Raw genomic sequence first — 13,304 nt, 5'->3', positions numbered from 1 at the left:
ATCATTCTCGACAACGCTTAAGATGCTCGCCTGTTTCCTTAACATTCCAGGGAGTCGGTTTGTCGGACGTGGATCTCAAGGGCTTGTTTCTCAAGCATGCCGATACGCTGCGCGGGTATCTGGCCCGCAAGGTACGGGACCCGCAATTAGCCGCTGACCTGGTGCAGGAGAGCTTCCTGCGCCTGGCGCAAAAGCCTGCCAGCGAGCGCATCGACAACTCCCAAGGCTATCTCTATCGAACGGCGAGCAATCTGCTGATCGACCATATTCGCCAGGAAGCACGGCGCAAGACTGACACCGTGCCCCACGAGGCGCTGGCCGAGATTGAAGATGACGTGGCCGGGTTGGAGGCTCAGGCAATGGCGCAGCAACAGCGACAGGCATTGAAGCAGGCACTGGCAGAGTTGCCGGAGCGCACCCAGCAGATTTTCCGCTTGAACCGTATCGAAGGCATGACCCACGCCCAGGTCGCCCAGCACCTGGACATCAGCGACAGTTCCGTGCAAAAGCACCTGGCCAAGGCCCTGGCGTATGTGATGCAGCGCCTGCAGGAAGGCGAGGTGAAGCCATCCGACGAATGAATTACCGAAAAATGCCAGGCCAGGCGTCACAGCGTCTATATAACGAAAATTCGAGATTCACACGTGAATAGCCAAGGTCCGCAACAGCACAGCATTACCGAGGAGGCGGCCGAGTGGGCGGTGCGCCTGCACGCCGGTGCCTTGAGCGAACAGGAACAGGCCGAGTTGCGCCAATGGATCGCCCGCGACAGTCGTCACGAAGCGGCCTTGCGCTTTGCCGAGCAGACTTGGGCGGCGCTGGGCGAGGTGCACAAGGACGAATCTGTATACCGTCAGCGGCCGCCGACAGCGGTTTCACCGGTACGCCGCTCCACGCGCCGAAGGCCGTGGCAGCGTGTGGCCGCCGCGGCGCTGGTCGCAGTGGTAGTGGGTGTCGGGTGGGTGCGCGGGCCGGATGTGTTGCTGCGCATGCAGGCTGACTATGTCACGGGCAAAGGTGAAGTGCGCACGGTGCACCTGGCTGACGGCAGTACGGTGGAGCTGGATTCCGCCAGTGCTATTCGCCTGGACTTCGATGGGGTACAGCGGGGCATCAGCCTGCTCCAGGGCTCAGCGGTATTTGACGTGGCGCCAATGGCGGGCGAAGAGACCCGGCCCTTCGTGGTGCACAGCGCCGCGGGCCAGACCCGGGCATTGGGCACGCGGTTTGTGGTCGAGCGCGAGGGCGACAGCCAAGCCTGGGTCGGCGTGTTGCAGCACAGCGTCGAGGTGTCTGTGCAGGCTTCGCCAGAAAATGGCACGGCCAAGCGTATCCTCGAGCAAGGCCAGGCTGCGCGTTACAGCCCCAAGGATGGTGTGCTCAGCCTTGATCAGCTTGATGTTGATCGCGCCACCAGTTGGCGGCGCGGTATGTTGATCTTCGATCGGCAGCCGTTGGCCAAGGTTATCGAGCAACTCAACCGTTACCGCCCCGGGCGTGTGGTATTGACCAACCCGGCGCTGGGCGAGCGTGAAGTCAGCGGGGTATTCCGCCTCGACATGCTCGACACCGCCCTTGGCACCTTGACCCGGGAGCTCCAAGTGCAACGCCTGGATCTGGCCGGCCTCAGCCTGATCTATTGACCCTCTCCCGTTAGAAACCTGCTGCCCTTGTAGGAGCGAGCTTGCTCGCGAAAAAGCCGAGGGCACCGCGTTTTCGTTGCCGTTCTTCGCGAGCGAGCTCGCTTCTGCAAAAAAATATTACTGACTTCCCGCGCCTCGCACGTCTTGCTAGGTGAGAAGCATTCGCATAAACAAAAAACGCTCAGCGCAGGGATCACACACATGTCAGCACTCACCAAGGGGCGTATCACCGGCAGTCGGTTGGCCCTGGCCATTCACCTGGGGGTGTTGGCCGTCGCCGCGCCGGTCCATGCCGTGGAACCTGCGGCCGGTACCGCCCAATCCGCGGTGCTGCGGTTCGATATCCCTGCGCAATCCCTCGGCAGTGCGGTGTTGGCTTTCGCCGACCAGGCCGGGCTGCAAGTGCTGTTCGACAGTCAACGCCTGCAAGGCCTGAGCAGCACCGCGCTCAAGGGTAGCTTTGGCGTGCAGGAAGGGCTTGGCCGCCTGCTGGGTGCCGCGCCGGTTGAATACCGCTTTACCGGGGAGCGCCAGGTCACCTTGAACCGGGTTGAGCAACAGGCCGGTGCCCTGGCCTTGGCGACCACTACAGTCACCGGCCTGCATAAGCAGGACTGGGTGTATTCAACCCCGCGCTCGGTCAGCGTGGTCGGGCGCGAACAGCTGGACCGCAACCCGCCCCGGCATGCCGCCGAGATGCTTGAGGAGGCGCCTGGGGTCTACTCCGCCGTCAGCCAGCAAGACCCAGGGCTGTCCGTGAATATCCGCGGTATCCAGGACTATGGCCGGGTCAATATGTCTGTCGATGGCATGCGCCAGAATTACCAGCAGAGCGGTCACCAGCAACGCAATGGCACGTTGTATGTCGACCCGGAATTGTTGTCCGAAGTCGTGATCGAAAAGGGCGCGACCTCCACCCAGGGCGGTGCGGGCGTGATTGGCGGGGTGGCCAACTTTCGTACGGTGGAGGCCGCTGACTTGCTCAAGGGCGGCAAGGAAATCGGCGGGCGCATTCGCCTCACCTCAGGGTTGGGCGGGCGCAGCAACGGTACCCATTTCATCGGCAGCTCGGCGTTTGCCGTGGGCACCGATGTGTGGGACATGCTGGTGGCCGCCAGTGAGCGTCACCTGGGCGATTACAACCCTGGCACCAAGGGCAGCATTGGCGAGTTGCGTACCGGCGCGGCGTTCATGCCGGCCAGTGAAGAGCGCATCAAGAACACCACCGTGGCCTATTCGGGTTCGGTGATGCGTTCGCGCCTGCTCAAGCTGGGGCTGAACCTGCCGTCTGAGCAGCGTTTGCAACTGAGTTACCTGGCCACCGACGTCGACTACGACGACGTCAACATGATGACCGCCGAAAAGGCGCAGTTATGGGAAAAGCTCGGCAGCAGCGACGTCAGGGCACAGAACGTTGCGCTGGATTACAGCTATGCGCCGGACAACCCGCTGATCGACTTCAAGGCCAAGCTCTACTACGTGGACACCCGCAATGAGCAATCCACCCTGGCCCGGGGTATCAACAAGGCTTACGACGTCACCTATCAAACCAATACCTACGGCTTGCAGGCGCAGAACATTTCGACCTTTGCCCTGACGGAACTGGCCGCACTCAAGGCCAACTATGGGCTGGAGTTTTTCTACGACAAGGTACGGCCGGATTCCAATCAGGCCGTGGAAGCTGGCTCTGCGGTGAAGGCCTCGGCAGCCGAAAGCATCACGCCCAAAGGTGATCGTGCGATGGGCAGTGTGTTCGGGCGCCTGGATTTCGACTACGACGGTTGGCTGAACCTCAACGCCGGCTTGCGTTATGACCGCTATCGGCTGCGCGGCGAAACCGGCTTGAACACCCGCACGTTCATCATCGGCACCACCCGCCAGATCGGCGTGCCGGTGAACTACGACGTGGATCGCGAGGAAGGTCGCTTCTCGCCGACCTTCGGCCTGTCGATCAAGCCAGGCGTGGATTGGCTGCAACTGTTCGCCACCTACGGCAAGGGCTGGCGCCCGCCAGCGGTGACCGAAACCATGGTCAGCGGCCGGCCCCATGGCGGTGGTTCGGAGTCGATTCTGCCCAACCCCTACCTCAAGCCGGAGCGATCCACCGCATGGGAAGTGGGCTTCAATGTGCTCAGGGAAGACCTGCTGTTCGCCGAGGATCGCGTGGGCATGAAGGTGTCCTACTTCAACACCCGGGTCGATGATTTTTCCTATATGGCCCTGGGCGTACAGCCGCCCGGTTATGGCAACGTCAATATCGGCAGTGCAGCGTATGTGAACAACCTGGAGACCACACGTTTTCGTGGTCTCGAATACCAGCTCGATTACGACGCCGGGTTTGCCTACGGCCAGTTCAACTACACGCGCATGCTCGGCAGCAACAAATTCTGTAGCAAGACCGCCTGGCTCGGCGGCGTGACCAAGACCCAGAAACGCCCGGGCAACCGTGCGCCGGTGGACGCGATGGTGCCGGACGACGCGGCCAATGCCGGCGTGGGCTGCAGCGCGATCCTGGGCTCCTCCGAACACATGCCCATGGACCGCGGCACCGCGACCCTGGGCGCACGGTTCTTCGAACGCAAGCTGGATGTGGGCGTCCGCGCCCGCTACAGCGCCGGTTATTACGTCAAAGGCGGCGCCGGGGTGACCACTTCGCAAACCGGCGTCTACCCCGCCGACTGGAAGCCGTACACCGTCTACGACCTGTACGGCAGCTATCGCGCCACCGATCAGTTGACCCTGCGCCTGGCCATGGAAAACGTCACCGACCGCGCCTACCTGGTGCCGCTGGGTGATGTGCTGGCCTTCACCCTGGGGCGTGGGCGCACCTTGCAGGGCACCGTTGAATATCAGTTCTGACCGCTTTTGCCCAGTGACGGGCAAAACCACAGCAGGCATTGGCTTGCTGCGGAGTGACCACCCCATGACTTGGAGTTTTGCATGAGCATTTCTATTTCATACAGCACGACCTACGCCGCTAACACCGTCGCCCAGTACCTGAGCGATTGGTCGGCCTACTTCGGTGATCTCAACCACCGTGAAGGTTCGGTCAAAGAGGGTGTGAACACCGGTGGTTTCAATCCTGGGCCGTTCGACGGCACTCAATACGGCGTTTCGAGCAGTGTCAGTGATGCCGCCGTGGTCGCCGAAGGCAGCCTGCATTACACCCTGTTCAATCCGCCGACTCACACGCTGTGGGGTTCGCTCGACGCTCTGACCCTGGGCGACACCCTGGCCGGTGGCGCAAGCAGTGGTGGCTACAGCATCGCCAACCAGGAAGTCAGCTTCACCAACCTGGGCCTGTCGAGCCTGCAGTCCGAAGGCCGTGACGGCCAGGTGCACAAAATCGTGTACGGCCTGATGAGCGGTGACAGTTCGGCATTGGCCTCGGCCATCGATACCTTGCTCAAGGGCATCGACCCAAGCCTGTCGGTCAATTCCACCTTCGATCAACTGGCCGCGGCCGGTGTGGCGCATCAGGACTCGGCTGCGCTCGGCGCAGCCGATGTGGGCCTGGTCGGCATTCAGGACGCGCCTCAAGACTTCGCCATGGCCGCCTGATGCAAAAGAGCCGATGGAGGGTCACGCCTTCATCGGCCTTGCGAATCCTGTGGGCACGCCGCAGGTGCCGTCAACGCACCGGGCGGGCCCTTGCTCGACTCTTCAATGGAACAACCACCATGACTCGGCCCGGTGCCAAGCGCACGAATGAGATGCTGGCTGCACTGACGGCCTATAAAAGTGCCTTCTTCAACATCGGCCTGTTCTCGGCGGTGATCAACCTGCTGATGCTCGCCCCGGCGCTGTATATGTTGCAGGTGTATGACAGGGTACTGGCCTCGGGCAACCAGATGACGCTGTTGATGCTGACGCTGATGATCCTCGGCCTGTTCGGCTTGATGGGGGCGCTGGAATGGGTGCGCAGCCAGGTGGTGATTCGCCTCGGCACGCAGATGGACATGCGCTTGAACCAGCGTGTATTCGACGCCGCCTATGAAGCGCAGCTCAAGGGCGGCACCCAGGCCGCGGGCCAGGCCCTGCACGACCTGACCACCTTGCGCCAGTTCGCCACCGGCCAGGCGTTGTTCGCTTTTTTCGATGCGCCATGGTTTCCGGTGTACCTGTTGGTGATCTTTCTGTTCCACCCCTGGCTGGGCCTGCTGGCGCTGGGTGGTGCGCTGCTGCTGACAGCGCTGGCGTGGGCCAACCACCATGTCAGCCAGGCGCCGATGGCCCTGGCCAGCCAATTGTCGATCAGTGCCAGTCAGCAGGCCACGGCCAACCTGCGCAATGCCGACACCATCGAGGCCATGGGTATGCTCGCCACACTGCGCGGGCGCTGGTTCAGCCAACACCAGGCATTTCTGGTACAGCAGAACCTGGCCAGTGAAAAGACTGCCGTGGTTACCGCCTGGTCCAAGGGCGTACGCCTGGCCCTGCAATCCCTGGTACTGGGTTTGGGCGCCTGGTTGGCGGTCAACGGCGACATCACCCCGGGGATGATGATTGCCGGGTCGATCCTGATGGGCCGGGTGCTCAGCCCCATCGACCAGTTGATCGGCGTGTGGAAGCAGTGGAGTTCGGCGCGTCTGGCCTATGAGCGCTTGTCACTGATGCTCCAGGATAACCCGGCGCGCCCGGTACGCATGGCCCTGCCCGTGCCCAAGGGCCAGGTGAGCGTGGAGCAGATCAGCGCCTGTGCCCCTGGCAGTCGCCGGCCGGCGCTGGCCAACCTGGGTTTCAGCCTGCCTGCGGGCGACGTACTCGGTGTTATCGGACCGTCGGGCTGCGGCAAGTCGACCCTGGCCCGGGTGCTGGTGGGCGCCTGGGCACCGCTGGCCGGCAAGGTGCGCCTTGATGGCGCCGACCTGGCTCTGTGGGACAAGCAGCAACTGGGTCCGCATATCGGTTACTTGCCCCAGGACATCCAGTTGTTCGCCGGCAGCATCGCGCAAAACATCGCGCGCTTTGAAACGGTGGAAGCCGACAAAGTCCTCGCTGCGGCGCAAATGGCTGGCGTGCATGAGCTGATCCTGCAGCTGCCACAAGGCTACGACACCCTGCTGGGCGAAGGCGGCGCGGGTTTGTCGGGTGGGCAAAAACAACGGGTGGCCCTGGCGCGTGCGCTGTACGGCCTGCCGGCGCTGATTGTGCTGGATGAGCCCAACGCCAATCTCGACGAAGTGGGCGAGCAGGCGCTACTGCAAGCCATCGCCCAGCTCAAGCAACAGCACCGCACCCTGGTCCTGATTACCCATAAGCCCAACGTGCTGAGCCTGACCGACCAGTTGTTGATCCTCAAGGACGGCCAGATGCAGGCCTTCGGCCCGACGGCGCGGGTATTGGAAGCGCGGCAGAAACCTTTGGCGAGTAAGCCGGTGTCGACCATGAGCATGAGCTACCGCCTCGGTGAAGGAAAACACGCATGAGCCAGAGTAAACCCACATTAGTCAGCGACCAACCGCACAACGTGCTGGCGCTGGATGACCAGAAATACTCGCGCCTGGGCTGGTGGCTGGTGCTCGGGGGCTTTGCCGGGTTCCTCGGCTGGGCAGCATTGGCACCGTTGGACAAGGGCGTGGCGGTGCCGGGCAAGGTCATGGTCTCGGGCCATCGCAAGACGGTGCAGCACCCGGCGGGCGGGATCGTCGAGCGTATCGAGGTGCGTGACGGTGACCGGGTCAGTGCCGGCCAGGTGTTGTTGCGCTTGAAGGAAACTCCGTTGCGCGGGCAGATGCAGTCGCTGCGCAGCCAATACCTCGCGTCCCTGGCCAGCGAAGCGCGCTTGAGTGCAGAAAGCGAAGGTTTGCCGGCCATCGAGTTTGCTCCTGAGCTGCTGGCCGATCCTGAAGCAGCCTCCACCCTTAGTCTGCAACGCCGGCTGTTCGAAAGCCGTGCCCAGGCTCTGGCCACCGAACAGGCGGGCCTGCGCGAAACCATCGCCGGCTTTGAGGCGCAAATGCGCGGTACGCGGGATTCCCAGGCAAGCAAAGTGCAACAGCGGGCGGCGTTGAATGAACAACTGCAGGGCCTGCGTGAGTTGGCGCGCGACGGCTACATCCCACGCAATCGCCTGCTTGACAGCGAGCGGCTGTACGCGCAAATCGATGGTGCCATCGCCGAGGATGCTGGACGCATCGGCCAGTTGCAGCGCCAGGTGCTGGAATTGCTTTTGCGCATCCGCCAGCTCGGTGAAGACTTCCAGAAAGACTTGCGCGGCCAGTTGGCCGAGACCCGCACTCGCAGCGACGACCTGCGCAATCGCCTGGCCTCGGCTGAGTTTGAACTGGCCAACAGCCTGGTACGCGCACCGGCATCCGGCGTGGTGGTGGGGCTGGAGGTGTACACCGAGGGCGGCGTGATCAAGCCCGGCCAGGCCCTGATGGACATCGTGCCCCAGGGCGAGCCGCTGCTGGTGGAAGCACGGGTGCCGGTGCAGATGATCGACAAGGTGCACCCAGGGTTGCCGGTGGAATTGATGTTTTCGGCGTTCAACCAGTCCACCACGCCACGGGTGACGGGTGAAGTCACGCTGGTGTCCGCCGACCGTCAGGTCGATGAGCGCACCGACGAGCCGTACTACACGTTGCGTGCCCAAGTCAGTGCGGCAGGCATGCAGCAACTGGACGGCGTGCAGATCCGCCCGGGCATGCCGGTGGAAGCCTTCGTCAAGACGGGCGAGCGCTCGATGCTCAACTATCTGTTCAAGCCCTTGCTGGACCGCACCCATATGGCCCTGGTGGAAGAATGAAGGCGTTGCTGTTCACCCTCTGTTTCAGCTGTACATCGGCCGCGCAGGCCTTGGGTTTGTTGGACGTTTATGACTTGGCCCTGCGCAATGATCCAACTTTTCAGGCCGCGATCCAGGAGCGTGAAGCCGGTGAAGAAAACCGCGTGATCGGGCGGGCGGCCCTGCTGCCGAACCTGTCTTGGAGTTACAACAATTCGCGCAATGAATCGGAAGTGACCCAGAGCACCGCGCTCGGCAATGTCACCAGCGACCGTAACTATCGCAGCTACGCCTCGACCCTGACCTTGCAACAACCACTGTTGGATTACGAAGCCTATGCGCGCTTTCGCCAAGGCACGGCCCAGGCGCTGATGGCTGATGAGCGCTTTCGCGGCAAGAGCCAGGAACTGGCGGTGCGGGTGCTGGGCGCCTACAGCCAGGCGTTGCTGGCCCAGGAGCGCATCGAGTTGAGCCGTGCGCAGAAGCGTGCCTATGCCGAACGTCTGCAACTCAATGATCGCCTGCTCAAAGGCGGTGAAGGCACGCGCACCGATGTGCTCGAAACCCAGGCGCGCCTGAGCCTGGCCCAGGCCGAGGAAATCGAGTCCCTGGATGCCCAGGACAGCGCTTTGCGCGAGCTGGAGGCCATTGTTGGCCAGCCGCTGCAGATCGAAGCGCTGGCGCCCCTGGCCCGCCAATTCGATATTGCACCGCTGGAACCGAATCGCTTCGAAACCTGGCGTGAACTGGCCATGGCCAACAACCCTGAACTCAAGTCCCAGCACCACGCACTGGATGTGGCCTCTTATGAAGTGGAACGCAAGCGCGCCGGGCACTTGCCTAAGGTCAGCCTGTACGCCAGCAGCCGCCAGACCAGCTCCGACTCAGAAAGCAGCTACAACCAGAAGTACGACACCAACAGCGTCGGCATCCAAGTCAGCCTACCGCTGTTTGCCGGTGGCTCGGTGTCGGCCTCCACGCGCCAGGCGGCCAACCAACTGTCCCAGGCCCAATACGAGTTGGACGCGCAAACCGCCGCCACGCTGGTGGAGTTGCGCAAGCAATTCAACCTCAACACCAGCGGCGCGGCGAAGGTGCGCGCCTATGAAATGGCGGTGAGTTCTGCGACAGCGCTGGTGACCGCCACGAAGAAAAGCGTCAGTGGCGGCGAACGGGTCAACCTCGACGTGCTCGACGCCGAGCAGCAACTCTTCACCGCCCGCCGCGACCTGGCGAATGCGCGGCATGCCTACCTGCTGGCGCGCATTCAACTGAAGTATTACGCGGGGTTGCTGAGCGAGCAGGACTTGCGGGCACTGGCCGGGTATTTCCAGCCGTCGGCATGAGTGGTTACAACCCGGCGTTCGCCGGGTTTTTTGTGGTTACTAATCTGTGAAACAGCTTCGGGAATAAGGAGCCGGTTGTCGGGTGACAGAGGGAAATTGTTACTTGGCGGAAAATAACCTAACGGATGGGTTACGATGAGAGTAGGTGCTTACAAAGGCTACGTGATTTCGGTGTTTGTCAGGGATGAGCATTGCCCGCCCCATGTGCATGTCAGGGGCAAGGGATGGGATGTACGTTTTCGTTTCAGTTTTTTGGATGGGGATGTCGAGTTGTGGGACGTGGAGCCTGAACGGAGGCGGCCACCCATGGCGGTTTTGAATGAGATACGCGGGGCGATCATGCAGCGGCACTACCTGGCGCGGGCACGCAGGATTTGGTGGGAAAAACTGCAGACGGTTTGCCTGGAGAATCATTCCTGGAATTGGGACGCAGGTGAATTGGTTCCAGGGTTGGTCATTCGACCGGGTGTCTACGTCATTGCAAGCGCACGGCACGACGTTGTCGAGCAACGGACTATTTTGAATCTGATAAGAGCGCCAGATTGTGTGGGGATTAATTTATGAAGATCGTAAAAGCTAAGGTCAAACCTTATGTACCTCTCACTGAAGCTGACGTTGACAAGGCAATCGTCCGAGGGCGCAGGTTGAAACGCCTGTACGCCAACGCCAGCAACGTACGTTATGAAAACGACTGTCTCTCCATTGGCTTCAGCGACGGCAGCCGCATCATGTTGCCGGTGGCTGGCCTGCCGGAGTTCGAAGGCTTTTCAGAGAAAGATTTCCAGCAGTTGGAGGTGACTTTCGGTGGCAAAGCGATTAGCTGTGAGGCTCAGGGCCTGGATGTTTCGATCACCGGCCTGATCGCCACAAGCCAACCGCTGATGGAACTGGCAACCAGCCTGGTGGCATCGCGCAATGGTCGCAAAAGCAGCGCGGCCAAATCCGCCGCCGCCCGCGCCAATGGCAAGAAGGGCGGGCGGCCGCGCAAGGACGTACCAGAAACACCAGACACATGAAGAGCCCGTGTGGGAGGGGGCTCGCCACAGCAAGCCCTCTCTCACATTATTGGGTCGATGCCCCGCGGATTTATCGGCGGGTCAGCAACACACCCGATTCCATATGGTGCGTCCACGGGAACTGGTCGAACATCGCACATTGGGTAATCCGGTGCGTGTCATGCAGTTGCGCGATGTTGGCGGCCAACGTCTCCGGGTTGCAGGAGATGTACAGGATGTTGTCGAAACGCCGGGTCAGTTCGCAAGTGTCCGGGTCCATGCCGGCGCGGGGTGGGTCGACGAACACGCTGCCAAACTCGTAGCTTTTCAGGTCGATGCCGTGCAGGCGGCGGAACGGACGTACTTCATTCAGGGCTTCGGTCAACTCTTCGGCGGAGAGGCGCACCAGGGTGACGTTATCCACCTTGTTTTCATCGAGGTTGCTCAAGGCCGCGTTCACCGAGGTCTTGCTGATCTCGGTAGCCAGCACGTTACGCACGCGCGTGGCCAGTGGCAGGGTGAAGTTGCCGTTGCCGCAATACAGCTCCAGCAGATCGTCCGGGCGATCGCCCAGGGCTTCATAGGCCCAGTTGAGCATCTTCTGGTTCACCGTGCCGTTGGGCTGGGTGAAGGCACCTTCGGGTTGGCGGTAGCTGAAGGTGCGGCCACCAACGTCAAGTTTCTCCACCACGTAGTCCTGGCCGATCACATCGCGCTTGCCCTTGGAGCGGCCGATGATGCTCACGTTCAACTCCGCCGCCAGCTTGTTTGCGGCGGTGTGCCAATGTTCGTCCAGGGGGCGGTGGTAACACAGGGTGATCATCGCGTCGCCGGCCAGGGTGGTGAGGAACTCCACCTGGAACAGCTTGTGGCTCAGGGCGGCGCTGGCTTGCCAGGCGGCCTTGAGTTGCGGCATCAGTTGGTTGATACGCTGGCTGGCGATAGGGAATGCTTCGATCAGGATCGGCGTGCGCTTGTCGTCCTGGGAAAACATCGCGTAGTGGCGCTCGCCACCCTCCCGCCACAGGCGGAACTCCGCGCGCAGGCGGAAGTTCTGCAAGGGCGAGTCGAAGACCTGCGGCTCGGGCGCGTCGAAGGGGGCCAGCAGGTCACGCAGGCGCGTGACCTTGTCTTGCAGTTGAACGGTGTAGGTTGCGGCGTCAAAAATCATGCGTTGAACCAGCCCAGCTTGATCACAAACAGAATCGACAGGATCACCAGTGCCGGGTTCAGCTCACGGTAGCGGCCCGAAAGCAGCTTGATGGCGGTCCAGGCGATGAAACCGAAGGCGATGCCGTTGGCGATGGAGTAAGTGAAGGGCATCGCCAGGGCGGTGATCACCACCGGCGCTGCAACAGTAATGTCATCCCAGTCGATTTCGGCCAGGCCAGAAGTCATCAACACCGCAACGAACAGCAGCGCTGGCGCGGTGGCGAAGGCCGGCACACTGGCCGCCAGGGGTGAGAAGAACAGCGCCAGCAGGAACAGGATCGCAACCACGATGGCGGTCAAGCCGGTGCGACCACCAGCACTCACGCCCGCAGCGGATTCGATGTAGCTGGTGGTGGTCGAGGTGCCCAGCAAGGAGCCGGCCATGGCGGCCGTGCTGTCGGCGATCAGCGCACGGCCCATTTTCGGCATATGGCCGTCCTTGCCCATCAGGCCGGCCCGCTTGGCGACGCCGATCAGGGTGCCGGAGTTATCGAACAGGTCGACGAACAGGAAGGCGAAGATCACGCTGACCAGGCCGATATCCAGGGCGCCCTTGATATCCAGCTGCAGGAAGGTCGGGGCCAGGGACGGTGGCATCGAAGTCACGCCGCCGAACGGAGTGACGCCCAACAGGATCGAGACAATCGTCACCGCCAGGATGCCAATCAGCACGGCGCCACGTACCGCAAGGGCTTCCAGCGCGACGATCAGCACGAAACCGAGGGTGGCGAGGATCGGCGCGGGTTGCTTCAGGTCGCCCAGGCCCACCAGGGTCGCCGGGTTGGCGACTACGATACCGGCGTTGTGCAGGGCGATCAGCGCCAGGAACAGGCCGATACCGGCGGCAATTGCCGAACGCAGGGGCAGGGGGATGCTGTTGATGATCCACTCGCGGATACGGAAGATCGACAGCAGGAAGAACAGCACCGCCGAAATGAACACCGCGCCCAACGCCACCTGCCAGGTATGGCCCATGTGCAGAACCACGGTGTAGGTAAAGAAGGCGTTGAGGCCCATGCCCGGTGCCAGCGCAATCGGGTAGTTGGCGATCAGGCCCATCACGGTGGAGCCGATGGCGGCGGCCAGGCAGGTGGCGACAAACACCGCGCCCTTGTCCATGCCGGTCTCGCCGAGGATGCTCGGGTTCACGAACAGGATGTAGGCCATGGCCAGGAAGGTAGTGATACCCGCGAGAATCTCGGTGCGCACATTGGTGTTGTGTGCTTTGAGTTGAAACAGCTTTTCCAGCATGCCGGCTCCCTGTGACGCTATCTTGCGTCGTTATTTGTTGACCTCTAAGTCAAAGCACAAACTGCGCCAAGCGCCTGTGGTTTCAGAGAGGATCGGAAAAAGCGGCGCATCATACCAGCAGCCGAGG

General features: G+C 62.0%; 11 protein-coding genes. 9 read left to right on the top strand and 2 right to left on the bottom strand.

The features are described from left to right. Positions 1-59: 59 nt before the first annotated feature. The 9 genes from ASD70_RS04735 to ASD70_RS04695 all read left to right on the top strand — a co-directional run bounded on the left by ASD70_RS04735 (position 60) and on the right by ASD70_RS04695 (position 10,735). Positions 60-581, top strand: coding sequence for an RNA polymerase sigma factor (locus ASD70_RS04735; protein ID WP_046069618.1), 522 nt, complete (start codon positions 60-62; stop codon positions 579-581). Between the two features lie 63 nt (positions 582-644). Next, complete coding sequence (locus ASD70_RS04730; protein WP_056845790.1) at positions 645-1,643, top strand: FecR family protein; 999 nt, start codon at positions 645-647, stop codon at positions 1,641-1,643. Between the two features lie 201 nt (positions 1,644-1,844). Further along, entirely contained in the window at positions 1,845-4,502 is a 2,658-nt protein-coding gene (locus ASD70_RS04725) for a TonB-dependent receptor (protein WP_056845789.1), read from the top strand. Positions 4,503-4,583: 81 nt separating this feature from the next. Further along, positions 4,584-5,204: a heme acquisition protein HasA gene (locus tag ASD70_RS04720; protein WP_046069615.1), complete on the top strand. Its 621-nt coding sequence runs from the start codon at positions 4,584-4,586 to the stop codon at positions 5,202-5,204. 119 nt (positions 5,205-5,323) lie between these two features. Further along, positions 5,324-7,072, top strand: a complete 1,749-nt coding sequence (locus ASD70_RS04715; RefSeq protein ID WP_056845788.1) for a type I secretion system permease/ATPase — start codon at positions 5,324-5,326, stop codon at positions 7,070-7,072. Continuing rightward, on the top strand, positions 7,069-8,394 hold the full coding sequence (locus tag ASD70_RS04710; protein WP_056845787.1) for an HlyD family type I secretion periplasmic adaptor subunit: 1,326 nt from the start codon (positions 7,069-7,071) through the stop codon (positions 8,392-8,394). The genes ASD70_RS04715 and ASD70_RS04710 overlap by 4 nt, the downstream gene beginning before the upstream one ends. Continuing rightward, a complete protein-coding gene (locus tag ASD70_RS04705) occupies positions 8,391-9,719 on the top strand; it encodes a TolC family outer membrane protein (protein ID WP_046069612.1) in 1,329 nt (442 codons plus the stop codon). The genes ASD70_RS04710 and ASD70_RS04705 overlap by 4 nt, the downstream gene beginning before the upstream one ends. 135 nt (positions 9,720-9,854) lie before the next feature. Further along, positions 9,855-10,283, top strand: a complete 429-nt coding sequence (locus tag ASD70_RS04700; RefSeq protein ID WP_046069611.1) for a DUF4160 domain-containing protein — start codon at positions 9,855-9,857, stop codon at positions 10,281-10,283. Then, positions 10,280-10,735 (top strand): DUF2442 domain-containing protein, encoded by a 456-nt coding sequence (locus ASD70_RS04695; RefSeq protein ID WP_046069610.1) that lies wholly within the window; start codon positions 10,280-10,282, stop codon positions 10,733-10,735. Before ASD70_RS04700 ends, ASD70_RS04695 begins: the two co-directional genes overlap by 4 nt. 70 nt (positions 10,736-10,805) lie before the next feature. Here ASD70_RS04695 and trmA read toward each other — a convergent pair whose 3' ends face one another. Then, positions 10,806-11,885, bottom strand: coding sequence for a tRNA (uridine(54)-C5)-methyltransferase TrmA (trmA, locus tag ASD70_RS04690; protein WP_046069609.1), 1,080 nt, complete (start codon positions 11,883-11,885; stop codon positions 10,806-10,808). Beyond that, on the bottom strand, positions 11,882-13,177 hold the full coding sequence (locus ASD70_RS04685) for an NCS2 family permease (protein WP_034117796.1): 1,296 nt from the start codon (positions 13,175-13,177) through the stop codon (positions 11,882-11,884). Before ASD70_RS04685 ends, trmA begins: the two co-directional genes overlap by 4 nt. Between the last annotated feature and the right edge of the window lie 127 nt (positions 13,178-13,304).

It is taken from the genome of Pseudomonas sp. Root569, assembly GCF_001427465.1.
Lineage (GTDB): Bacteria > Pseudomonadota > Gammaproteobacteria > Pseudomonadales > Pseudomonadaceae > Aquipseudomonas > Aquipseudomonas synxantha.
Note: the sequence above shows the minus strand (reverse complement) of the source record. Positions and strands in the feature narration are given on the sequence as shown.

Excerpts from the sequence above, each read along its gene's own strand:
- trmA (WP_046069609.1), bottom strand. The coding sequence starts at position 11,885 with ATGATTTTTGACGCCGCAACCTACACCGTTCAACTGCAAGACAAGGTC.
- ASD70_RS04710 (WP_056845787.1), top strand. The coding sequence starts at position 7,069 with ATGAGCCAGAGTAAACCCACATTAGTCAGCGACCAACCGCACAACGTG.
- ASD70_RS04685 (WP_034117796.1), bottom strand. The coding sequence starts at position 13,177 with ATGCTGGAAAAGCTGTTTCAACTCAAAGCACACAACACCAATGTGCGC.
- ASD70_RS04695 (WP_046069610.1), top strand. The coding sequence starts at position 10,280 with ATGAAGATCGTAAAAGCTAAGGTCAAACCTTATGTACCTCTCACTGAA.
- ASD70_RS04725 (WP_056845789.1), top strand. The coding sequence starts at position 1,845 with ATGTCAGCACTCACCAAGGGGCGTATCACCGGCAGTCGGTTGGCCCTG.
- ASD70_RS04720 (WP_046069615.1), top strand. The coding sequence starts at position 4,584 with ATGAGCATTTCTATTTCATACAGCACGACCTACGCCGCTAACACCGTC.
- ASD70_RS04700 (WP_046069611.1), top strand. The coding sequence starts at position 9,855 with ATGAGAGTAGGTGCTTACAAAGGCTACGTGATTTCGGTGTTTGTCAGG.
- ASD70_RS04705 (WP_046069612.1), top strand. The coding sequence starts at position 8,391 with ATGAAGGCGTTGCTGTTCACCCTCTGTTTCAGCTGTACATCGGCCGCG.
- ASD70_RS04715 (WP_056845788.1), top strand. The coding sequence starts at position 5,324 with ATGACTCGGCCCGGTGCCAAGCGCACGAATGAGATGCTGGCTGCACTG.